The sequence below is a fragment of the Streptomyces sp. AcH 505 genome (assembly GCF_000818175.1).
GTDB lineage: Bacteria > Actinomycetota > Actinomycetes > Streptomycetales > Streptomycetaceae > Streptomyces.
In genome coordinates, this window is record NZ_JTIY01000001.1 from 5,442,265 (window position 1) to 5,463,587 (window position 21,323).

Here is a 21,323-nt window from a genome sequence, read left to right on the forward strand (position 1 = left end):
TGCTCGGCCTGCTCGGCCGGGGCGTTCGACGCAGGCGGGCGAGCGGCCACCGTCGGCGTGGGTGGGGCGAGCCAATGGCGACGGCGCTGGAACGGGTAGGAGGGCAAGGGCACTCGGCGGCCCTGGCCGCCACTGAAGGACGTCCAGTCGATGTCGGCGCCCGCGGTCCACAACGCACCGACGGCGGCCAGCAGTTCCGTGTGCGGATCGGTGCCGGTCCGGGCGCCGGGCATCGCCGGCCGGCACACCAGGTCTCCGTCCTGCTCGTGTGACATGGCGAGACTGGTCAGGGCGCGTCCGGGGCCGACTTCCACCAGCACCGGTCGCGTCATGGCCAGCACCCGGGTCAGCCCGGCGGAGAAGCGCACCGGCTCCCGCAGATGTCTGGTCCAGTACTCCGCCGAGTACTCCCCGACCGGCTCTCCCGTGAGGTTGGACATCACGCGCATGCGGGGGCGGCGATACCGTACGGCGGACGCGTGCTCGTGGAACTCGTCCAGTACCGAGTCCATCTGCACGCTGTGAAATCCGTGCGACACGCGCAACGGCCGGGCGGAGATGCCGCGGTCGAGCGCGGTTTCGGCGAACTCGGCCACCGCCTCGCGGTCTCCCGACACGACGACCGACTCGGGGCCGTTGTGGGCCGCGATGCAGACGCCTTCGGGTAGCAGCGGCTCGATCTTCTCCCCGGCCGTGTGCACGGCGAGCATGCTCCCGGGCGGGGCGCCGTCCATGAGCCGTCCGCGTACCGCGACAAGGTTGAGGGCGTCCGGGAGGGTGAGTGCCCCAGCCAGGCAGGCGGCGGTGTACTCACCGATGCTGTGGCCGATGAGCACTCTCGGCTTGATCCCCCAGCCGGTGAGCTGGCGCGCGAGCGCGTATTCGGTGACGAACAGAGCCGGCTGGGCCAGCCGGGTGCTCCGCAGGGCGGCTTCGGACCCGGGTTCTTCGCTTGCGTCGAGCAGCAACGTGCGTAGATCGACGCCGAGTTGCCCGGTGAGCTGTTCGCTGCATTCGTCGACCACCGCCCGGAACCGCGGCAGTGCTTCGTAGAGGCCTGCCGCCATGCCGGGGCGCTGGGCGCCCTGCCCCGGGAACATGAATCCGATGGTGACAGCGCGGGCCGCCTGGCGCGGCAGGGCCGACCGCAGCTGATCGCGCAGGGCGCGGGGATCGCTGCCGGCCACCGCGGTACGCCATGGTGTGGTGGCCCGGCCGACCTGCAGTGTGTGCGCGACGTCCGGGACATCGGCGGCGACCGAGGTGTCCAGATGCCGGGCGAGCGCGATCGCGGAGGCGCACGCCGCTTGCGGATCCCGGGCGGACAGTACGATCAAGGACGGTCCGGTTCGTTGCTTCCGCGGCGCCTGCCGTACCGCCGGCTGCTCCACGATGACGTGGGCGTTGGTGCCGCCGATGCCGAACGCGCTGACACCGGCGCGGCGCGGCCCGTCTTCGCTCGGCCAGCCACGGGCCTGGGTGTTCACGAAGAACGGTGTGGACTCCCAGCCGATCTCCGGGTTCGGCTCACGGCAGTTGATGGTCGGCGGGATCACGCCTTCGCGCACCGCCAGGACCGCTTTGATCAGCCCGCTCACACCGGCGGCCGCGTCGAGGTGCCCCAGGTTCGCCTTGACGCTGCCGACAGCGCAGAATCCGGACCTGTCCGTGTGCTCCCGGTACGCCTCTGTCAGGGCCGCGATCTCGATGCCGTCACCGAGTTCGGTGCCGGTGCCGTGTGCCTCGACGTAGCCGATGCTCTCCGCGGCGATCCCCGCTGAGGACAGCGCGGCGCCGATCACCTCGGCCTGCCCCTCGGCACTTGGCGCCGTGTACCCCACCTTTCGTCCGCCGTCGTTGTTGATGGCTGATCCGCGGATCAGCGCGTGCACGGTGTCGCCGTCGGCGTACGCGTCGTGGGCCCGCTTGAGGACCACCAGCGCGGCGCCGTGGCCGACCACCGTCCCGTGCGCGTCCCGGTCGAACGGCCGGCAGTGGCCGTCGGGCGAGAGGATCCCGTTGCGGGCGTAGACGTATCCAGCGTGCTGGGGAGGCTGGACCGAGGCCCCGCCGGCGAGGGCGATGTCGCATTCGCCCCGCAGCAGGCTCTGTCTCGCCATGTGCACAGCGACCAGCGACGTGGAGCACGCGGTCTGGACCGCCACGGCGGGCCCTCGCAGGCCGAGTTTGTACGCGATCCGGGCGGCGGCGTGGTCCTTCTCGTTGCCCAGGACGAGTTGCAGGAGGTCGGCCTCGTCAGCGCGGCGCGGGTCGGCCAGCAGATGACGCAGGAGATAGCTGTTGACTCCGGTGCCGACGAACACCCCGCCCTTGCCGTGGAAGCCGCCGTATCCGGCGGTGTCCATCGCCTGCCACGCGCATTCGAGGAGCAGCCGCTGCTGCGGGTCCGTCAGCTCCGCTTCGCGCGCCGAGTATCCGAAGAAGTTCGCGTCGAAGAGTTCCACATCTCTGAGGACTCCGCGCACCGGTACGTAATCGGGGTCCTCGTACTCGGCTGCGGACACCCCTGCGGCGGCGAGCTGTTCGGTGGTGAAGCGGGTCAGCGACTCTTCGCCGGCCAGGAGGTTGGTCCACAGCTGTTCGACGCCGTCCGCGCCGGGGAACCGTCCGGCGAGACCGATGACAGCGACGGCCGTTGACAGGTCGGGGCCTTGGGCCGTGGTGGGCTCGGACTTCATGTGACACTCACCTTCGCGTGCAGGAACGCGGCGAGCTGTCCCACGGTCGAGTATCTGAACATCTCCGCGAGCTTGATCTCGCAGCCGGGGAAGGTGGCAAGCAACTCGTTGCGGACCAAGGGGATTTGCAGGGAGTCTCCGCCCACGTCGAAGAACCGGTCGCTGTAACCGAAGTCGGCCGACCCCAGGATCCGCTCCCAGACCTCGGCGATCTTGTCCTCGATCTCTTCGACCTCGCCGATCTCGTCGGGCGCTTCGATGCCCTCGTTGCCCGGTCCGGATGCGCCGGACGACGTGGCAAGCGCAATGGCTGTCAAGGCCGGTACGTCCACTTTGCCGTTCGCGGTCACCGGAAGGCGTTCGGTGACGGCCCAGAGTGCGGGAACCGAGAAGTCCGGCAACTGCTCGGCCGCCAGAGCCCGCAACCGCAGTGGATCAAGGGCGCTCCGACCGGTGACGATCCCCGCCACGATCCGGGTCTCGGCCCCGCCGGTGGCGGCCACAGCCACGGCGTCCGTCACATCTGGCAGACCGCGCAGGACCGTGGCCACTTCTTCGAGTTCGACCCGGAAGCCCCGGATTTTGACCTGGTGATCCCGGCGGCCCAGAATCCGCAGGTTCGCGTCTTCGTCCCAGCGCACCAGATCCCCGGTGCGGTAATAACGGCGCCGCCCCGGCCCGAGCACGAAGCGCCGCTCCGTCTCCAGGGGATCGTTCAGATAGTCGATCGCCAGCCCCCGCCCCGACGTGTAGAGCTCCCCGACCGCCCCTTGTGGCACCGGCCGCCCGGTGCCGTCGACGACCAGAACGTCCGTTCCGGCGATCGGCCGGCCGATCGGAACGGTGTCGCCGACGGCCGCGGGGTCGTCCACATGGTGGACCGTTGTGAAGGTCGTGTTCTCCGTCGGGCCGTAGCCGTTGGTGATCCGCAGGCCGGGGCAGCGCTCCAACACCCGACGGACCTGGGCGGCGGGCACGACGTCTCCGCCGGTCAACAGGTGGTCGACCGCACTGAAGGCTTCGGGCGCGTGATCCGCCACGAGTCGGAAGAGTCCGGCGGTCAGCCAGAGCCCTGTCACCGCCTCGGTGCTCAGGAACCGCGCCAACTCCCCGGTCGTCGGCTGCCGGTTCGGGTAGACCGCGATCGAGCCCCCGGCGGCCAGCGGGGCGAAGATCTCCAGCGTCGACGCGTCGAAGGACAGCGGCGCGAGTCTGAGGAAGCGTTCGAGCGCCTTGGGGCGGACCACGTCGGTGCCGAGGATCAGTCGCAGCACGGCGCGATGGGGGATACGGACCGCCTTCGGCTTGCCGGTGGAGCCCGAGGTGAACGCGATGTACGCGACGCGCTCCGGGTCGGGCGCGGCGGGAGGCGGTACGGCCGCGGCCATGAGCGAAGGCGCCCAGGGATCAACCGGCTCGACATGGCGCACCGCGAGCCCGGCGGAGGCCAGCTCGGCCGCCCGCCGCGGATCGGCCAAAACCACTGCGGGCCGGGCCAGTTCGGTAACGCGACGCACGACGGCGGCCGGTGCTCCCGGCTCCAGGCCGATATAGGCGGCGCCGATCCGTAGCGTGGCCAGCACCGCGACGATCTCCTCGGCCGAGCGCGGTACGGCGATGACCACACGGTCGCCGTCCCGGACACCTGCCTCGTACAACGCGGCGGACTGGGCCTCCACCGCGCGCACCAGTCCGGCGTAGGACAAGGCCTCACGGTCGGGGACCACTGCTGCCGGCGCGAGCGGGTTCTGTCCTGCGAGCTGCTCAACAAGCTGCCACAGACCACTCGGTGAAGCCGGTGCGGTCCCGGGGGCACTCGCTTCGGCCGGCGTGGCCCCGACAGCTGTGATCTCGCCCTCGTGGTTCTCGGTCATCTGCCGCAGCACCGTCAGGAAATCCGCGACGAGCAGTGAGGCATCTCCGGGCGTGAGGACAGAGGACGCGTACTCCACGCACAGTCGGGGCTGTTCACCCCACCGCTGCACATACAGCAGGGCGTCGAACGTCGCGCCGCCGCAGTGTCCCTCGTACAGCCGGGCCTCAAGGCCCGCGACATCGAGCTGCTCGGGCACCATCTCGTCATGCGCGGCGAAGCCCACCTGGGTCAAGGGCGTGCGCCGTGCGTCGGACCGGACGCCCAGAGCGTTCGAGAACCGCTTGCGCGGCACGTCCCTGGAGTCGATCGCGGCGCGGACATCCCGGCCGACAGCCTCGACGTAGCTACGGACGGTCTGTCCGCCGGCAAGCTCGCACCGCACCGGCAGCACCGACGTGGCCAGTTGGACCGTCGCCTGTTCCGCCAGCGTCGAACGGCCGACCCAGGAGAGGCCGACCAGCAGCTGGGAAACACCGGCCCTGCGGGCAAGCGCCGCCGACCAGGCAGCGAACAGCAGCACGTTGCGCGTGACACCACATGCCTGCGCCAACTCGGCACATTGGTTGCCGAGTTGGGCGTCGAGACGGACGGGGACGCGTACGCCACGGCCGTCGAAGACCTCGGGCCGACGAAGGTCACTGGGCAGTTCCAGTACGGTCGGTGTTCCGGACAGCTCGCCGATCCGGCGGACGGCGATGTGTTCCGCGACGATTGCCGGCCGGTCCGCGGGGCCGGGTGCCGTACCCGCAGGACCGGCCGCCCGGTAGTGGTCGAACAGCTCGCGCCACAACAGCCCGACACTCCACCCGTCGGCCACCACATGGTGAATCAACAGACTCAGCACATGGCGGGTGCTGCCGGCCTTGGTCAGGGTGAAGACGACAGGTGGGCATGCGAACGGTGACAGCAAGGAGGCCGAAGCCGCGCTGAGCATGGTGTGGACCGTGTCCACCCCGGCTTCGCCTTCGGCGAGCTCCCACTCGTTGAAGCGCACCCGGGCCCGCCATTGGGAGACGACGCGTGCGCGCGGCCCGTCTGGTGCTTCGAAGTAGACGGTGCGCAGGGCCTCATGACGATCCGTCAGGTTCTGGACCGCGTCCAATAACGCTTCCCGGTCGAGTTCACCGTACAGATCCACGCTGAAAAGCAGTCGCCAAGGCGCGCCTGCGCCCAGCCCCTCGCTCAGCAGCATCGTGGTCTCGCCCGCGGTCGCCGGGCGGTCGAGGCGGCTCGACGGTGCGTGGCTCTCCGCCCGTTCCGGCAGCGGTCGGGTCGCGGTCAGGCTCACGGCCAGCGGATCGCCGCCCAGCAGGCCGGACAGGTCGAGCGCGAGACCCAGCCGCTCGGCGCGGGCGACGAGGTCGACCGCACTGAGCGACGTGCCTCCTAAGGTCACGAACGAACTTTTCTGCGCTGCGACCCGCACATCGGCCGGCTCACGTCCGAGGACCAGCGCCGCGACCGATGTCAGCGCTGACGTCGCGGGGGCCTGTGTTTCAGTACTCATCCACTCTCTCGATTCGGTGTCATCAATGAGCTGACGGTGTCGGTCCCGGCCTGCGGCCCCGCCGGCAAGGTCGCGTCCTCGGGTGTCCTGGTGCGCTCGGCCCAGGAGATGACCGGCCCGTTGGCCAGCAAGCCGGCCACGAAGATCGAAGCGAGGATGAACCATCCGCCCGGTACGAACCGCGCGGTGCAGAACGTCACCACCACCGGTCCGACGATGTTCGGCAGCGACCCGCCCAGCGCGTACATGCCGCCGTAAGCACCATGGGCGTTGTCCGGCGCCAGGCCGTAGCGGAACGACCAGTTGGCGCTCTCGCCCCACAACTCGCCCAGGGTCAGCAGGGCGACGGTGACCAACAGGACGCCGGTCGCGGCGAGGGTGCTGAACTCCGCCACGGCGGCGGCGCTCGCACAGGCGAGGGCGAGGACGGCGAACGCACCGCGCTGCATACGCCGGGCGCCGGCGACGGTGTCGCTCCCTCGGGACATCCGCACCTGGAGGGCGATCACCAGGAGTGTGTTGCCCAGAATCATCCACGCGGCCAGCGGCGGGGGCACAGCGGTGTGGGTGATGATCCACAAGGGCAGCCCGACGGTCAGGACCGTGTTGCCGATCAGGGTGGTGCTGCTCACCACCGACACGGCGATGTAGGGGAGGTCGTATGTCCGGGTACCGCTGGTTTCCTTTCCCGCGCCCACCCGATCGCTACGCGGGCGCGGCAGGCGCAGACTCAAGGCCGCGGCGGCCAGTGCGGCCACCGCCATGCCCAGGATCAACGAGGCGTACGCCGCTCTGGTGTTGACACCGAGCACCACGCCGGCGCAGAGCGCGCCCAGCGAGAATCCGATGTTGGTCACCACTCTGCTGTACGCGGCCGTCCGCACGCGCTGTTCCTTCGGCACCAGCTCGGCGAGGAGGGAGCCGCGTGCGACGTTGCCCCCGGCCTCGACGATTCCGATCCCGGTGATCACCGGGAGGTACTCCCAGAACGAGTGCACGAACACGGCGGCGATCAGCAGTAATGCGAGCACTGTGGAGCACGCGATCGACACGTCGCGGGAGTTCCAGCGGTCGGCCAGGCGGCCTATGGGCATACTGAGCAGCACGCCGGCTAAGCCGGCCGCCGAAAAACCCAGTCCGACCATGGACGGGGATATTCCGCTCTCTTTCACGAAGAAGATGGCGCTGCCAGAGGTGTACAGACCATAGCCGATTGTCGCGATGAGGTTATTCGTCTGAAGGACGCGGACCGGTCCTGGAGGCGGCAGGATATCTGTGAAGCGCCGCACGGGACACACCTCCCCGGTAGAGGTATCAAGGTAAAAGGTTGCGTCGGCTCCCGGGGGCCCGTACCGGCTGGTCACGGCAGGCCGGACACCCTAAGCACCGCTGGGAAAAGAGGAGTTATATCGAGAACCACGATCAGGCAAAGAATGATGCGTTCCGGGCCGGAGCCCATGGTTGGCAACGCCGCCGACTTCCTCTCCGGTGGCCTCGTGGACAGAACTATGCACCGGTGGCTGATGGCGGAGCAATGAATTTCTGAGATATCTGAGGTTCCCTTGAGTATCGCGCGGAGATCGGCTGGTTGATTAACCAAGACCATGAGTCGACGACAAAGCGGAATAAGAAATACCGCCTCCGTCACCAGGCCGGGTACCGGCTGGAGCGTGTGTGACGCAACGCCCCACGCAAAGCAAAAGGCTTCTGAGCGTCGACTCAGAAGCCTTCGGCGGGTCCGTGCAGCCCTCGGTCCTCAGACCGCTGCCGTCGGGGGTGTCAGTTGCTCCGCCAACCATGTCGGGACGCCGTCCAGGAGGCGGACCAAACGGGTGGCTTCCGTGCGTAGGCGGGTGGCTTCCAGTTCTGGTTCTGCCTCTGCCAGGGCCGCCAAGGCCGGGGCTGTGCCTACCAGGTAGCCCAGCTCCTCGCTCAGTCGCAGCGACTCGCTGAAGCCGTGTCTCGCTTCCGCCAGTTCGCCGTCCCTGAGTGACAGTCCCGCCAGGTGGCGCCAAGTGAGCGAGAGCAGCAGCTGGTCGCCCTGCGCCGTCGCCGACGCGTGGGCGCGGCTGTAGGCCGCGCGGGCCGACTGGGGGGAGTCGGAGAGGTGTTCGGCGATCAGGCCGCGGCGGAAGTCGAGCAGTCCGCGGCCCGGCGCCGTCGGGTCGAGCAGTGCCGCTGCGCGGCCGAGCGCGGCGCGGGCTTCGTCCGCGCGGTCGCGGACGCCGAGCCAGGTCGAGGCGTAGGCGAGGTGACCGCGTTCGCAGGCGGCGGCGCCGCGTTCGTCGTCCTCGTGGGCGATGGCCTCCGCCGTACGCAGGGCGTCCTCCGCGTCGGCCCAGCCGCTTCCGGTGTACAGGCACCGCTCGACGAGGAGCGCGGCCCGTTGGAGCGCGGGGGCCGCCGTGCCGGTGTGCGGTGCGAGCAGGGCTGCTGCGTCGGTCCAACAGCCGCGCGAGCGCAGCCGCCATACCGCGGTCTGGAGTGGGTCGTCCCCGGCAGTGGTTCCGGTACCAGACATGGCGGTATGCGCCACATTGCCCTCCCCTAGCGCGCCATTGTGCTGTTGAGTGTGAGACGCATCTCAACACGGATAGGCACGCCGGGCCAATAGGTTAGGTGAAACTTTTCACAATCCCTTGGTCGTCAACGCGGGCGCCGACCCGGCCCCGATCTTGGAGCCGCGCCGCGCGCACGCCCCTCACCTGCGGTGGGACCCGCGTGACGGAGATCGTCCATGTCTGTCATGCCCCCGCCGTGGCGGACCGGTTGGATCTCCACGTGACCTCTTCGGGTGACGGCGGTCAACGTGGCACGCGGTGACGCGGCGCCGCGCATGCGAGCCGGAAGCCCGTCCCTCAACTCATCCGCAGCGCCAGGAAGAAGTCCAACTTGTCTTCCAGGCGCGAGAGATCACGGCCCGTCAGCTGCTCGATCCGGCCGATCCGGTACCGCAGCGTGTTCACATGCAGATGCAGTCGCGCCGCGCAGCGCGTCCATGAGCCGTCGCAGTCCAGGAACGCCTCAAGCGTGGGGATCAGCTCCGCGCGGTGCCGGCGGTCGTAGTCCCGCAGCGGGTCGAGCAGCCTGGCGGTGAAGGCCCGGCGTACGTCGTCGGGGACGAACGGCAGCAGCAGGACGTGCGAGGCCAGCTCGTGATGGCCCGCGGCGCACACCCGGCCCGGCCGCGCCGCCGCCACCCGGCGGGCATGACGCGCCTCCTCCAGGGCGCCGCGCAGCCCCTCGGCCGAGTGGACGGCCGCGCTCACCCCGAGGGTCAGCCGTCCGTCGTCCGCCAGGCCGGCGGAGAGTGGTGCCTGTACGGCGGCAAGGAGCACATCCGCCCGCAACCCGGGCCCTGCGTCCGCCGCCTCCTCCTCAGGAGCCTCGTCCGGGCCGCTCGCGCCGTCCGGCTCCTCCGTCACCGCCGGCGGTACCAGCGGCACCAGCGCGACCGCCTCGTCGCCCACCTGCGCCACCGCGATACGGTCCGACGGGTCGGCCCCCGCGATCGTCGGATCGACCAGGATCTCCTCCAGCAGCGACTGCGCCACCGGACCGTGGCCCACCGCCGCCGCCCCGTCCGTACCGGCCCGCGTCCACTCGACCCTCGCCACCACGACCTGCCAGTGTGGCGCCGTGCCGAGTCCCGGCAGCAGTACCGGCGCGGCGACCCGCAGCCGCGCGGCGATCTCGGCGGGCGGCGCGCCCGCCTGGACGAGTTCGAGGACTTCTTGCGCGAGCCTGCGCCGTACCGTACGGGCGGCGTCGCGCCGGTCCCTTTCCACCGCGATCAGCTGTGTGACGCCCTGCAGCAGATCGAGCCTGGCCGTCGGCCATTCACCGGCGTCCGCCTCGACGGCGAGCAGCCACTCGGAGAGCACCGCCTCGCGCGGATCCCGCACCGCCCCCGAGGAAAACGCTCCCGAGGAGACCGGCGGCCCCGAAGAAACCGACGGCCCCGAAGAACCCGCCGCGCCCGCACCCAGTGCCCCCGCCCCCAGCGACGTCTCGACACGCCCGGTGTTGCGTACCGCGAAGAGTGAATACGCCGTACCGTCCAGCGTCACCCGGTAAGGCCCCCGTCGTCCTGTGCGTGTCGCCGCCATGTGTTCGCCCGCGAGCCGGGCCGCCCGCGCCGCCGACAGCGGTTCGCCGGAGCCCGCGATCTGGCGGCCGGCCGGGGAAAGTACCCAGGCCCGCAGGTCGAGGTCCGAGCCCAGCAGGTCGAGGACGACATCGGGGCCGCCGCCCGCAGGACCCGCCGTCATCAGCCTGCGGTGCCGGTCGACGACGGCGGCCAGATCCCCGGCACGCTCCCCGGACACCTGCCGCACCACATGCTCGGTGATCGTCGCGAAGGCAACGTCCTCGTTCACGGCGAACAGCGGCAGCCGGTGCCGTACGCACGCCTCCACCAGATCGTCCGGGATGCCGTTGAGCCCCGCGTCACCGGCCGCGAGCCCGGTGACACCGGCGCCCGCGAGGATCCGTACGAACGGTTCGGAGTCGGCCGCCTCATGCCGCCAGGCGAGACCCGTGAGCACCAGTTCGCCGCCCGTCAGATAGCGGCTCGGGTCGCGCAGGTCGGTGGTCATCACACCCCGCACCGGCCGGTCGAGTTCGTCGGCGCCGCCGAGGAGGCGCAGGCCCAGCGCCTCGGTTTCCAGCAGTGCGCGCAGCCGCATCTCGTCGCCGCCGATCTTTCTCGTCGCTTCAGGGGTGGAACACAGGGGTGGGACACAGGGTCGGGACGCAGGGGTGGGGTACAGCCGCAGGACACGCACCGTCCGCCTCGTCTTTTGTTCGAATCTACAAGACCGCGAACCCGCCCAGCCAACTCCTTCATGGTTTCGGTGACTGCACCGGACGGAGCACGGCCCGGTGTACTAGGGCCACACAGCGTTAACAGCTGATGAATAACCTGTCGAATCTCCGGCCGTCTCCGGGCTTCAGCGCACGACCGAGCACGTCGATCACGTCGATCACGACCGATCACGAATGAAGAGAGCCACTGATGGACTTCCTTCGTCCCGCCAGCTGGGAGGAGGCGCTCGCCGCGAAGGCCGAGCACCCCACGGCTGTGCCCATCGCGGGTGGCACGGACGTCATGGTCGAGATCAATTTCGACCACCGGCGGCCGGAGTACCTGCTGGACCTGAACCGCATCGGCGAGCTGCGCGACTGGGCCGTCGGCGAGGAGAGCGTCCAGCTGGGCGCCTCCGTGCCGTACACCCACATCATGGAGCAGCTCAGGACCGAGCTGCCGGGTCTCGCGCTCGCCTCCCACACCGTCGCTTCCCCCCAGATCCGTAACCGCGGCGGCGTCGGCGGCAACCTCGGCACCGCGTCCCCCGCGGGGGACGCCCACCCGGCCCTGCTCGCCGCGGGCGCCGAGGTCGAGGCCGAGTCCGTACGCGGCAGTCGGCGCATCCCGATCGACGCGTTCTACACCGGGGTCAAGCGCAACGCGCTCGAAGCGGACGAGCTGATCAAGTGGGTGCACATCAAGAAGGCCGAAGGCCCGCAGCAGTACTCGAAGGTGGGCACCCGCAACGCGATGGTCATCGCCGTCTGCGCCTTCGGGCTCGCGCTGCACCCCCGTACCCGCACGGTCAGGACCGGCATCGGATCCGCCGCGCCGACCCCCGTACGGGCCGCGACGGCCGAGGAGTTCCTGAACGCGGCGCTCGAAGAGGGCGGCTTCTGGGAGAGCGGCAAGATCATCACCCCGTCGATCGCCAAGCAGTTCGCCACGCTGGTGGCGGCCGCCTGCAACCCCATCGACGACGTGCGCGGCACCGCCGCCTACCGCAGGCACGCCGTCGGGATCATGGCTCGCCGCCAGCTCGGCTGGACCTGGGAGCAGTACCGCGGCACCGGCCGCACGCTGGAAGGAGCTGCATAACCATGCGCGTCAATTTCACCGTCAACGGACGCAAGCACGAGGCCGACGACGTCTGGGAGGGCGAGAGCCTGCTGTACGTCCTGCGCGAGCGCATGGGCCTGCCGGGCTCCAAGAACGCGTGCGAGCAGGGGGAGTGCGGCAGCTGTACGGTACGGCTCGACGGCGTCCCGGTCTGCTCCTGCCTGGTCGCGGCCGGCCAGGTCGAGGGCCGCGAGGTGATCACGGTCGAGGGCCTTGCCGACTACGCCAAGCAGCGTGAGGACCGCGGCTGCGGCGACCAGAACCACGGCGACCAGGACCACGGCGATCAGAGCCATGGCGGCCGGACGAACGACACCCCCGGCACCAGCGTCCAGCGCGCCCAGCAGTGGCAGGCCCGCCCGCCCGCGCAGGGCACCGACTCGCAGACCGGCGAGGGCGGCGCGCTGTCCCCCATCCAGCAGGCGTTCATCGACGCCGGCGCCGTGCAGTGCGGCTTCTGCACCCCCGGCCTGCTCGTCGCGGCCGACGAGATGCTGGAGCGGACCCCTTCGCCCACCGACGCGGACATCCGCGAGGCGCTGTCCGGCAACCTCTGCCGCTGCACCGGTTACGAGAAGATCCTCGACGCGGTGCGCCTCGCCGCCGCCCGGCAGGAAGAGGCGGTCTGATGACGACCCAAGACCCGACGGCCACCGGCAACGCAACGGCCCGCGCCGCCCGCCCCACCACCGGTACCCCCACCAGCCTCACCCAGGGCTCGACGACCAAGGGCGGCATCGGCGAGTCCACCCTCCGCCCCGACGGCACCCTCAAGGTCACCGGCGAGTTCGCGTACTCCTCCGACCTGTGGCACGAGGACATGCTCTGGGGCCACACCCTGCGCTCCACCGTCGCGCACGCCGAGATCCGGTCCATCGACACCGCCGAAGCCCTCGCCACGCCGGGTGTCTACGCCGTCCTCACCTACGACGACCTGCCCACCGACGTGAAGAACTACGGCCTGGAGATCCAGGACACCCCCGTCCTCGCGCACGGCAAGGTACGCCACCACGGCGAGCCGGTCGCGATCATCGCGGCCGACCACCCGGAGACCGCGCGCCGGGCGGCGGCGAAGATCGTGATCGACTACGCCGACCTGCCCGTCATCACCGACGAGGCGTCCGCGACGGCGCCCGACGCGCTGCTGATCCACGAGGGCCGCGACGACCACCACATCGGCCACGTCCCGCACCCGAACATCGTGCACCGCCAGCCCGTCGTACGCGGCGACGCCGACGAGGCCGCCAAGCGCGCCGATGTGATCGTGTCGGGGGAGTACGTCTTCGGCATGCAGGACCAGGCGTTCCTCGGCCCCGAGTCCGGTATGGCGGTCCCCGGCGAGGACGGCGGCGTCGATCTGTACGTCGCGACGCAGTGGCTCCACTCCGACCTGCGGCAGATCGCGCCCGTACTCGGCCTGCCCGAGGACAAGGTCCGGATGACCCTGTCCGGCGTCGGCGGTGCCTTCGGCGGCAGGGAAGACCTGTCGATGCAGATCCACGCCTGCCTGCTGGCGCTGCGCACCGGCAAGCCGGTCAAGATCGTCTATAACCGGTTCGAGTCGTTCTTCGGCCATGTCCACCGGCATCCGGCGAAGCTCTGGTACGAGCACGGCGCCACCCGCGACGGCAAGCTCACCCACATGAAGTGCCGGATCGTCCTCGACGGCGGCGCCTACGCCTCGGCGTCCCCGGCCGTCGTCGGCAACGCCTCGTCGCTCTCGGTCGGTCCTTACGTCATCGAGGACGTCGACATCGAGGCCATCGCCCTCTACACCAACAACCCGCCCTGCGGCGCGATGCGCGGTTTCGGCGCCGTCCAGGCGTGCTTCGCCTACGAGGCGCAGATGGACAAGCTCGCGAAGCGACTGGGCCTGGACCCGGTCGAGTTCCGCCAGCTCAACGCCATGGAGCAGGGCACACTGCTGCCCACGGGACAGCGCGTCGACTCACCTGCGCCCGTCGCCGAGCTGCTGCGCCGCGTCAAGGCCAGGCCGCTGCCGCCGGAGCAGCAGTGGCTCACCGCGGGTGAGGCCGCCGATGTGCGGGCACTGCCCGGCGGGCTGTCCAACACCACCCACGGCGAAGGGGTGGTACGGGGCATCGGCTACGCGGTCGGCCTCAAGAACGTCGGCTTCTCCGAGGGCTTCGACGACTACTCCACCGCGCGGGTACGGCTCGAAGTCATCAACGGGGAGCCGGTCGCCGTCGTGCACACGGCCATGGCCGAGGTCGGCCAGGGCGGTGTGACCGTGCACGCGCAGATCGCCCGCAGCGAGCTGGGCGTCACCCAGGTCACCATCAACCCCGCCGACACACAGGTCGGTTCGGCCGGATCGACGTCCGCCTCGCGGCAGACGTACGTGACCGGCGGCGCGGTGAAGAACACCTGCGAGCACGTACGCGAACAGGTCCTGGAGATGGGCCGCCGCAAGCTCGGCACCTACCATCCGGCCTGGGCCACCGCCGAGTTGCTGCTCGAAAGCGGCAAGGTCGTCACCGACGGCGGCGAGGTGCTGGCCAGCCTGGTGGACGTGCTCGGCGACGAGGTGGTCGATCTGGAGCTGGAGTGGCGCCACCGGCCGACCGAGGCGTTCGACCTCCGTACCGGGCAGGGCAACGGCCATGTCCAGTACTCCTTCGCCGCGCACCGCGCCGTCGTCGAGGTCGACACGGAACTCGGCCTGGTCAAGGTCATCGAACTGGCCGTGGCGCAGGACGTCGGCAAGGCGCTCAACCCGCTGTCCGTCGTCGGCCAGATCCAGGGTGGTACCACCCAGGGGCTCGGCGTCGCGGTCATGGAGGAGATCATCGTCGACCCCAAGACCGCGAAGGTGCGCAACCCGTCCTTCACGGACTATCTCATCCCCACCATTCTCGACACACCGACCATCCCGGTCGATGTGCTCGAACTCGCCGACGACCACGCCCCCTACGGGCTGCGCGGCATCGGCGAGGCGCCCACCCTGTCGTCAACTCCCGCTGTCCTCGCGGCCATCAGGAACGCGACGGGGCTGGAGCTCAACCGGACGCCGGTACGTCCCGAGCACCTGACCGGTACGTAACCGGCCGACGGAACTCGTTCCGCAACCAGTTCGCCTCGGGCCGTCCCCCGGGTCGTGCAGCCCACGCACCATCCCAAATCCCGCAATCCCAGTACCACGCGGGTGCCCCTGTGAACCTTGGGAGTAGGCACCATGACCCAGTCGTCAACAGAGCCGAAGATCACAGCCGAGGACGCCGGCTCAGGCTCACGTCCCCCGGCGGGCCGTTCATGGCTCGACCGGTATTTCCACATAACGCACCGAGGGTCCACCGTCTCGCGCGAACTGCGCGGCGGCGTCACGACCTTCATGGCGATGGCGTACATCCTGCTGCTCAACCCGCTGATCCTGTCGGGCAAGGACGCGGCGGGCGACAGCCTCAGCCGCTCCGCGCTCATCACGGCGACGGCGTTCGCCGCCGCCCTCACCACTCTGCTCATGGGGTTCGTCGGCAAGGTGCCGCTGGCGCTCGCCGCCGGGCTTTCCGTGTCCGGTGTGCTGTCCAGCCAGGTCGTGCCCGTGATGACCTGGCCGCAGGCCATGGGCATGTGTGTGATGTACGGCGTTGTGATCATGCTGCTGGTGGTCACCGGGCTACGCGAAATGATCATGAACGCGATCCCGCTCGCGCTGAAACACGCGATCACCATGGGCATCGGGATGTTCGTCGCCCTGATCGGCCTGGTGAAGGCGGGCTTCGTGCACGCCTCCACCGGCGGCGGCCCCGTCACCCTCGGCCCGGCGGGACAGCTCGCCGGCTGGCCCGTGCTGATCTTCTGCGTCACCCTGCTGCTGATCTTCATGCTCCAGGCGCGCAACGTGCCCGGCGCGATCCTCATCGGCATCGTGATCGGCACGGTCATCGCCGTCGTGCTCAACGCCGTGGGCAACATCAGCCCCAAGGCGTGGGGCAGCGGACCGCCCGAGCTGAAGGGCAGCGCGGTCTCCATGCCGGACTTCTCGCTGTTCGGGAAGGTCGAGTTCGGCGGCTGGGGCCAGGTCGGCGCCATGACGGTCGGCATGATCGTCTTCACCCTCGTGCTGGCCGGCTTCTTCGACGCGATGGCCACCATCATCGGGGTCGGCACCGAGGCCAAGCTGGCCGACGCCAACGGGCGGATGCCGGGCCTCTCCAAGGCGCTGTTCATCGACGGCGCGGGCGGCGCGGTCGGCGGTGTGGTCGGCGGCTCGGGACAGACCGTCTTCGTCGAGTCGGCGACCGGCGTCGGCGAGGGAGCGCGTACCGGCTTCTCCGCCGTCATCACCGGCCTGTTCTTCGCCGCCTGCCTGTTCTTCACACCGATCACCCAGATCGTGCCGGGAGAGGTCGCGGCGGCGGCCCTGGTCGTCATCGGCGCGATGATGATGCAGAACGCCAGGCATGTGGACTGGAGCGACCGGTCGGTCGCCATTCCGGTGTTCCTCACCGTGGTGCTGATGCCGTTCACGTACTCCATCACCGCGGGCGTCGCCGCGGGCGTCATCGCCTACGTCGCCATCAAGATCGCCCAGGGCAGGGCACGGGAGATCGGGGCCTTCATGTGGGGCCTCACCGTGGTCTTCCTCGTCTTCTACGCGCTGCACCCGATCGAGGCGTCGCTGGGCGTCTCCTGAGCTGCCCGCACACGAGTCAACACACACCACGTCCAAGTCACTTGGCCGTACCGGACCTTTGAGGAGACCGTCATGCTGGACATCGCCGAAGAGCTCAACCGGTGGGTCGGGCAGGGCCGGGACTTCGCCGTCGCCACCGTCGTGGCTGTCGGCGGCAGCGCGCCCCGGCAGCCGGGTGCCGCGCTCGCCGTCGACAGCGAGGGCACCGCGATCGGTTCGGTCTCGGGCGGCTGCGTGGAGGGCGCGGTGTACGAGCTGTGCCAACAGGTGCTCGCCGACGGCGCCGTGGTGCTGGAGCGCTTCGGCTACAGCGACGAGGACGCCTTCGCCGTGGGACTCACCTGCGGCGGTGTCATCGACATCCTCGTCACACCGGTGCGCGCGGGCGCCGCCCGCCGTGAGGTGTTCGCCGCCGCCCTCGCCACCGCGGCGGGCGGTGGCGCGGCGGCGCTCGCACGGATCACGGAAGGCCCGGACGACCTGCGCGAACAGGCCCTGCTGGTACGGCCGGACGGCTCGTACGAGGGGAGCATCGGCGGCCACCCGGCGCTGGACCGTACGGCGGTGGGTGAGGCACGCGCGATGCTGGACGCCGGCCGGACCGGCACCGTGGTGATCGGCGCGGGCGGCTCGCGGTGCGGCCGGCCGGTGACCCTGCTGGTCGAGTCGAGCGTCCCGCCCCCGCGCATGATCGTCTTCGGCGCCATAGATTTCGCCGCGGCGCTGGTACGGGTCGGCAAGTTCCTCGGGTACCGGGTGACGGTGTGCGACGCGCGGCCCGTCTTCGCCACCCGGGTGCGCTTCCCGGACGCCGACGAGATCGTCGTCGACTGGCCGCACCGCTACGTGGAGTCCACGGAGACCGACGGCCGTACGGTGCTGTGCGTGCTCACGCACGACGCCAAGTTCGACGTACCGCTCCTGGAGGTGGCGCTGCGGCTCCCCGTCGCCTTCGTCGGCGCGATGGGCTCGCGCCGCACCCATGAGGACCGCAACCGGCGGCTGCGCGAGGTCGGCGTGACCGAGCTCGAACTGGCCAGGCTGCACTCGCCGATCGGGCTCGACCTGGGCGCGCGTACGCCCGAGGAGACCGCGCTGTCGATCGCCGCCGAGATCGTCGCGTCCCGGCGCGGCGGTACCGGGGTCTCGCTGACGGGGGCCCATACGCCGATCCACCACGACGGATCCCGCCGGGGACCGGGCAGGCGCATCGGCTCGGTCGCCTGAGCCCGGCACGGGCGCTCCGGCGGGGCCGAAGTCAGGTGCGCCGCCCCGTGCCGCGACCCCCCACGGGCGCGGCACGGAACGGCGCGGCTACCTGCCCGTGCGACCGGTGAGGCAGCGGCGCGCCCGGAACCGGAGCGGCAGTCCGTGCGGGGTGGCGTGGACGGGAGACAGGCCCTCTCGCGGTAATGGGAGCGCTCCCGAAAGACTTCTCCTGCGCCCTGTCGCTGTCAAGGGCGGTGACGTTCTCTGTGTCCTGGGGCCTGTACCGCGGGCCTGCACGACCGGCTTGTACGGCGGGCTGCGGGCCGGTGGGCGGGGCCGTCCGTCCGCCCGCCCTGCCGCAGGCCGTACGCCGGGCTCAGCCCGACGCCCGCTGTACCAGCTCCGTCGGCAGCACCACATGCTCGCGCGCGGCCTCGGGCGCGCCGAGCGCCGTCAGCAGCACCCGCGCCATCGTGCGCCCCATCTCCTCCACCGGCTGGCGCACCGAGGTCAGCCCCGGGTCCGTGTGGCGGGCGATGGGGGAGTCGTCGAATCCCACCACCGCCACGTCCTGCGGGATCCGGCGGCCCGCCGCGCGCAGGGTGTGCAGGGCGCCCGCCGCCATCACGTCGGAGGCCGCGAACACCGCGTCCAGCTCCGGGTGACGGTCCAGCAGCTCGGCCGTCGCGCGCCGGCCGCCCTCCTCGGTGAAGTCGCCGTTGGCGATCCACGACGAATCGGGTGCGGCGCCCGAGACGTCACGCACCGCGTCCTCGTACCCGCGCAGCCGGGACTGCGCCACGTACATGTCCGGCGGTCCGGTGACCGTCGCGATGGCCCGCCGCCCCGAGCCGGCCAGATGGGCCACGGCCGAGCGGGCGCCGCCCGCGTTGTCGGCGTCCACGTACGCCACGGGCTCGTCGGCGGAGCGCCGGCCGCCGAGCACCGTCGGCAGGCCGATCTGGGCGAGCAGGTCGGGCAGCGGGTCGCTGCCGTGCACGGAGACCAGCAGCACGCCGTCCACGCGGCGGGCCCCCGCGTACTGCAGGAACCGCTTCCGCTCGCTCTCGGTGCGCAGGAAGGTGAGCAGCAGCTGCATGTCGGTGTCGGCGAACCCGTCGGCCACGCCGTGCACGATGTCGGAGAAGTACGGCTCGGCGAAGAACCGTTTCTCGTTCTCCGGGATGACCAGCGCGACCGCGTCGGTCCTGCTGCCCGCCAGCGCCCTGGCCGCCCGGTTCGGTACGTAGCCGAGCTCGCTGATCGCCTGCTCGACCAGCGCCCTGGTGCTGTCCTTGACCCGCGGCGAGTTGTTGATGACCCGGGAGACGGTGCCCCGGCCGACCCCCGCGAGCGCCGCGACCTCTTCCAGGGTCGGCTGACCCGTACGTCCCTTCGCCACCATCTGTGCGACCTCCGGTCTGCATCTGTACGCCGTCCGGTGCGTGGGGGAACGGACTGCCGCCATCACTCCCGGCCATCCAACCACTGGGAGCGCTCCCATGCACATGGCGGCCTTGTGCCGTCCGGATCGGTGTAGGGGGTGTCGTGTGGCGTCCGGTGAGCGCCGGGGCGTACGCGCCTGGCGTGAAGCGGGTGTGCAAATGTCCGTGTTTTGTAACCCGTAACCGCATTTTCTTCACCGTTGGCCGACGGACCGCCACAGTGTGAAAGCGCCCGGCGACCGACCGGGCACAGGCACCAGCGGCACCCAGGGACGGGTGCCGTATGCAGGAGGTTCACATGTCCAACTCCGTATCCCGTACCGCAGCGGTCATCCTGGGCTCGGCCGCGCTGGCGGCCGGTGCTGTGCTCCCCGCCGTCGCCGCCGACCACGGGCACGGCCACGGTCACGGCGCGCCGGCCCCGCATTCGACCGTCACCCTGGGCGCCGTCCAGTACGACAGCCCCGGACGCGACGACCGGTCCAACAGGAGCCTCAACGCGGAGTGGGTCACGGTCAAGAACACCGGCAAGCGCGCGGTGAACCTCAACGGCTACACGCTGGCCAAGGACAGCCGGCACGTCTACCACTTCAAGAACGTGCGGCTGGCCGCCAAGCAGTCGCTGCGGGTGCACACCGGCGTGGGCCGCAACACGTCGCGTGACCTCTACCAGGGCAGCCGCTTCTACATCTGGGACAACGACGACACCGCGACCCTGCGCGACAACCACAACCACGTGGTCGCCTCGAAGCACTGGGCGCCGAAGCACCACCGCTGAGCCGTCCGGCAGCGGTAGGGGACTCACACTCACACTGACACACCACTGTGCGCCACGGGTCGGCCGGCCCGTGGCGCACAGTGGTGTGTGCGGACAGCCGCTACAGCGGCAGTGCGCAGACGGCCACCGGCGAGGGGAACGGGTCCCCGGCGGAGGCGAGTTCGCCGGTCGCGAGGTCGACGTGGAACACCGTCACCGTGCCGGAGTTCTGGTTGGCGGCGAACAGCAGCCCGCCGTCCGGCGAGAAGGCGATCTGCCGGGGGTAGTCGCCCCCGACGGGCACGGTGTCCAGCAGCCGCAGCTCGGCGCCGTCCGCCTCGACCGCGTACCGGGTCAGGCTGTTGTGGCCCCGGTTGGCGAGATACGCGAAGGCGCCGTCGGCCGTGACCAGCAGCTCGGCGGGGAAGCTGCTGCCCGCGCCGCCCGCCCCCGTGGACTGCGGTTCCCCCGGGGTGAGTTCACCGCTCTGCGGGTCGTAGCCGCAGACGACCACGGTGTTGTCGAGCTCGTTGGCCAGGTACGCGTACGCGCCCGACGGGTGGAAGGTGAGGTGCCGGGGGCCCGCGCCCGGCCGCAGCGTCGCGTAGGAGACCTGGCTGAGGGTGCCGGCCGACTCGTCGAGGCGGTACGTGTAGACGGTGTCGTTGCCCAGGTCGACGGCGAGGACATGGCCGCCGTCCGGGCTGGTGACGATCTGATGGGCGTGCGGCCCGTCCTGTCCCGGACCCGGCGCGGGAGCCGAGTGCTGGACCACGTCCGTCGCCTCGCCCAGCGCGCCCGTCGTGTCGATGGGGTGCACGGCCACACTGCCCGAGGTGTAGTCGGCGCTCAGCAGCCACCGGCCGCTCGGATGGACCGACAGATGGGTCGGCCCCGCCCCGCCCGCGCTCCTGCTGCCCAGCACCGAGGGGCTGCCGCCGCCAGTAGGCAGGGCGATGGCCGTCACCGCGCCGTCCTGCTGTTCGTCGACCGCGTAGAGCGTCGTACCGTCCGGATGGACCGCCAGATACGAGGGATTGGCGACGCCGGTGAGCGTCCCGCCCGCCGTGACGGCGCCGGTCGTCCCGTCGTACGTCGCGAGGCCGACGCCCGTTCCGCCGCCCTGCTGGGAGGTGTACGTCCCGAGGTACAGCGGCCGGCCGGCGGCGCGCGGTCCCGCGGGCACCGGACTCCGGCTGATCGGCGCGGTGTTCGCGACGGCCGACGTCGGAACGGCGGCCAGC

The 21,323-nt window shown here is 70.7% G+C and carries 13 protein-coding genes; 6 read left to right on the top strand and 7 right to left on the bottom strand.

What is annotated here, in order from left to right:
• The 5 genes from HY68_RS24485 to HY68_RS24505 all read right to left on the bottom strand — a co-directional run.
• A partial coding sequence (locus tag HY68_RS24485) for a type I polyketide synthase (RefSeq protein ID WP_052457171.1) occupies positions 1-2,699 on the bottom strand: 2,699 nt, incomplete at its 3' end.
• Positions 2,696-6,082, bottom strand: a complete 3,387-nt coding sequence (locus HY68_RS24490) for a non-ribosomal peptide synthetase (protein ID WP_052457172.1) — start codon at positions 6,080-6,082, stop codon at positions 2,696-2,698. The genes HY68_RS24490 and HY68_RS24485, both read right to left, overlap by 4 nt.
• Positions 6,079-7,446 carry an MFS transporter gene (locus HY68_RS24495; RefSeq protein ID WP_078863765.1) on the bottom strand — a complete coding sequence of 456 codons (1,368 nt, stop codon included), beginning with the start codon at positions 7,444-7,446 and terminating at the stop codon, positions 6,079-6,081. The genes HY68_RS24490 and HY68_RS24495 overlap by 4 nt, the downstream gene beginning before the upstream one ends.
• 392 nt (positions 7,447-7,838) lie before the next feature.
• On the bottom strand, positions 7,839-8,618 hold the full coding sequence (locus tag HY68_RS24500) for a hypothetical protein (RefSeq protein ID WP_041992320.1): 780 nt from the start codon (positions 8,616-8,618) through the stop codon (positions 7,839-7,841).
• Positions 8,619-8,940: 322 nt separating this feature from the next.
• Positions 8,941-10,770, bottom strand: coding sequence for a PucR family transcriptional regulator ligand-binding domain-containing protein (locus HY68_RS24505; protein WP_041992323.1), 1,830 nt, complete (start codon positions 10,768-10,770; stop codon positions 8,941-8,943).
• 329 nt (positions 10,771-11,099) lie between these two features.
• Between HY68_RS24505 and HY68_RS24510 the strand changes: the two genes are divergently transcribed.
• The 5 genes from HY68_RS24510 to HY68_RS24530 all read left to right on the top strand — a co-directional run bounded on the left by HY68_RS24510 (position 11,100) and on the right by HY68_RS24530 (position 17,895).
• Positions 11,100-11,990 carry an FAD binding domain-containing protein gene (locus HY68_RS24510; protein ID WP_041992326.1) on the top strand — a complete coding sequence of 297 codons (891 nt, stop codon included), beginning with the start codon at positions 11,100-11,102 and terminating at the stop codon, positions 11,988-11,990.
• Positions 11,991-11,992: 2 nt separating this feature from the next.
• Complete coding sequence (locus HY68_RS24515; protein WP_041992329.1) at positions 11,993-12,640, top strand: (2Fe-2S)-binding protein; 648 nt, start codon at positions 11,993-11,995, stop codon at positions 12,638-12,640.
• Complete coding sequence (locus HY68_RS24520; RefSeq protein WP_041992332.1) at positions 12,640-15,075, top strand: molybdopterin cofactor-binding domain-containing protein; 2,436 nt, start codon at positions 12,640-12,642, stop codon at positions 15,073-15,075. Before HY68_RS24515 ends, HY68_RS24520 begins: the two co-directional genes overlap by 1 nt.
• A gap of 132 nt (positions 15,076-15,207) precedes the next feature.
• Positions 15,208-16,668, top strand: coding sequence for an NCS2 family permease (locus HY68_RS24525; protein WP_041992335.1), 1,461 nt, complete (start codon positions 15,208-15,210; stop codon positions 16,666-16,668).
• Between the two features lie 72 nt (positions 16,669-16,740).
• The gene (locus tag HY68_RS24530) at positions 16,741-17,895 is read left to right on the top strand and encodes an XdhC/CoxI family protein (RefSeq protein WP_041992338.1); all 1,155 of its coding nucleotides are present in this window, start codon (positions 16,741-16,743) and stop codon (positions 17,893-17,895) included.
• 358 nt (positions 17,896-18,253) lie between these two features.
• On the opposite strand, the gene HY68_RS24535 is transcribed toward HY68_RS24530, so the two are convergent.
• The gene (locus HY68_RS24535) at positions 18,254-19,282 is read right to left on the bottom strand and encodes a LacI family DNA-binding transcriptional regulator (protein WP_041992341.1); all 1,029 of its coding nucleotides are present in this window, start codon (positions 19,280-19,282) and stop codon (positions 18,254-18,256) included.
• Between the two features lie 338 nt (positions 19,283-19,620).
• Between HY68_RS24535 and HY68_RS24540 the strand changes: the two genes are divergently transcribed.
• Entirely contained in the window at positions 19,621-20,100 is a 480-nt protein-coding gene (locus HY68_RS24540) for a lamin tail domain-containing protein (RefSeq protein WP_041992343.1), read from the top strand.
• 100 nt (positions 20,101-20,200) lie between these two features.
• Here the strand turns inward: HY68_RS24540 and HY68_RS24545 are convergent, their stop codons facing one another.
• Positions 20,201-21,280, bottom strand: coding sequence for a lactonase family protein (locus tag HY68_RS24545; protein WP_041997047.1), 1,080 nt, complete (start codon positions 21,278-21,280; stop codon positions 20,201-20,203).
• Positions 21,281-21,323: the final 43 nt, after the last annotated feature.

Excerpts from the sequence above, each read along its gene's own strand:
- HY68_RS24490 (WP_052457172.1), bottom strand. The coding sequence starts at position 6,082 with ATGAGTACTGAAACACAGGCCCCCGCGACGTCAGCGCTGACATCGGTC.
- HY68_RS24505 (WP_041992323.1), bottom strand. The coding sequence starts at position 10,770 with ATGCGGCTGCGCGCACTGCTGGAAACCGAGGCGCTGGGCCTGCGCCTC.
- HY68_RS24510 (WP_041992326.1), top strand. The coding sequence starts at position 11,100 with ATGGACTTCCTTCGTCCCGCCAGCTGGGAGGAGGCGCTCGCCGCGAAG.
- HY68_RS24515 (WP_041992329.1), top strand. The coding sequence starts at position 11,993 with ATGCGCGTCAATTTCACCGTCAACGGACGCAAGCACGAGGCCGACGAC.
- HY68_RS24520 (WP_041992332.1), top strand. The coding sequence starts at position 12,640 with ATGACGACCCAAGACCCGACGGCCACCGGCAACGCAACGGCCCGCGCC.
- HY68_RS24525 (WP_041992335.1), top strand. The coding sequence starts at position 15,208 with ATGACCCAGTCGTCAACAGAGCCGAAGATCACAGCCGAGGACGCCGGC.
- HY68_RS24530 (WP_041992338.1), top strand. The coding sequence starts at position 16,741 with ATGCTGGACATCGCCGAAGAGCTCAACCGGTGGGTCGGGCAGGGCCGG.
- HY68_RS24535 (WP_041992341.1), bottom strand. The coding sequence starts at position 19,282 with ATGGTGGCGAAGGGACGTACGGGTCAGCCGACCCTGGAAGAGGTCGCG.
- HY68_RS24540 (WP_041992343.1), top strand. The coding sequence starts at position 19,621 with ATGTCCAACTCCGTATCCCGTACCGCAGCGGTCATCCTGGGCTCGGCC.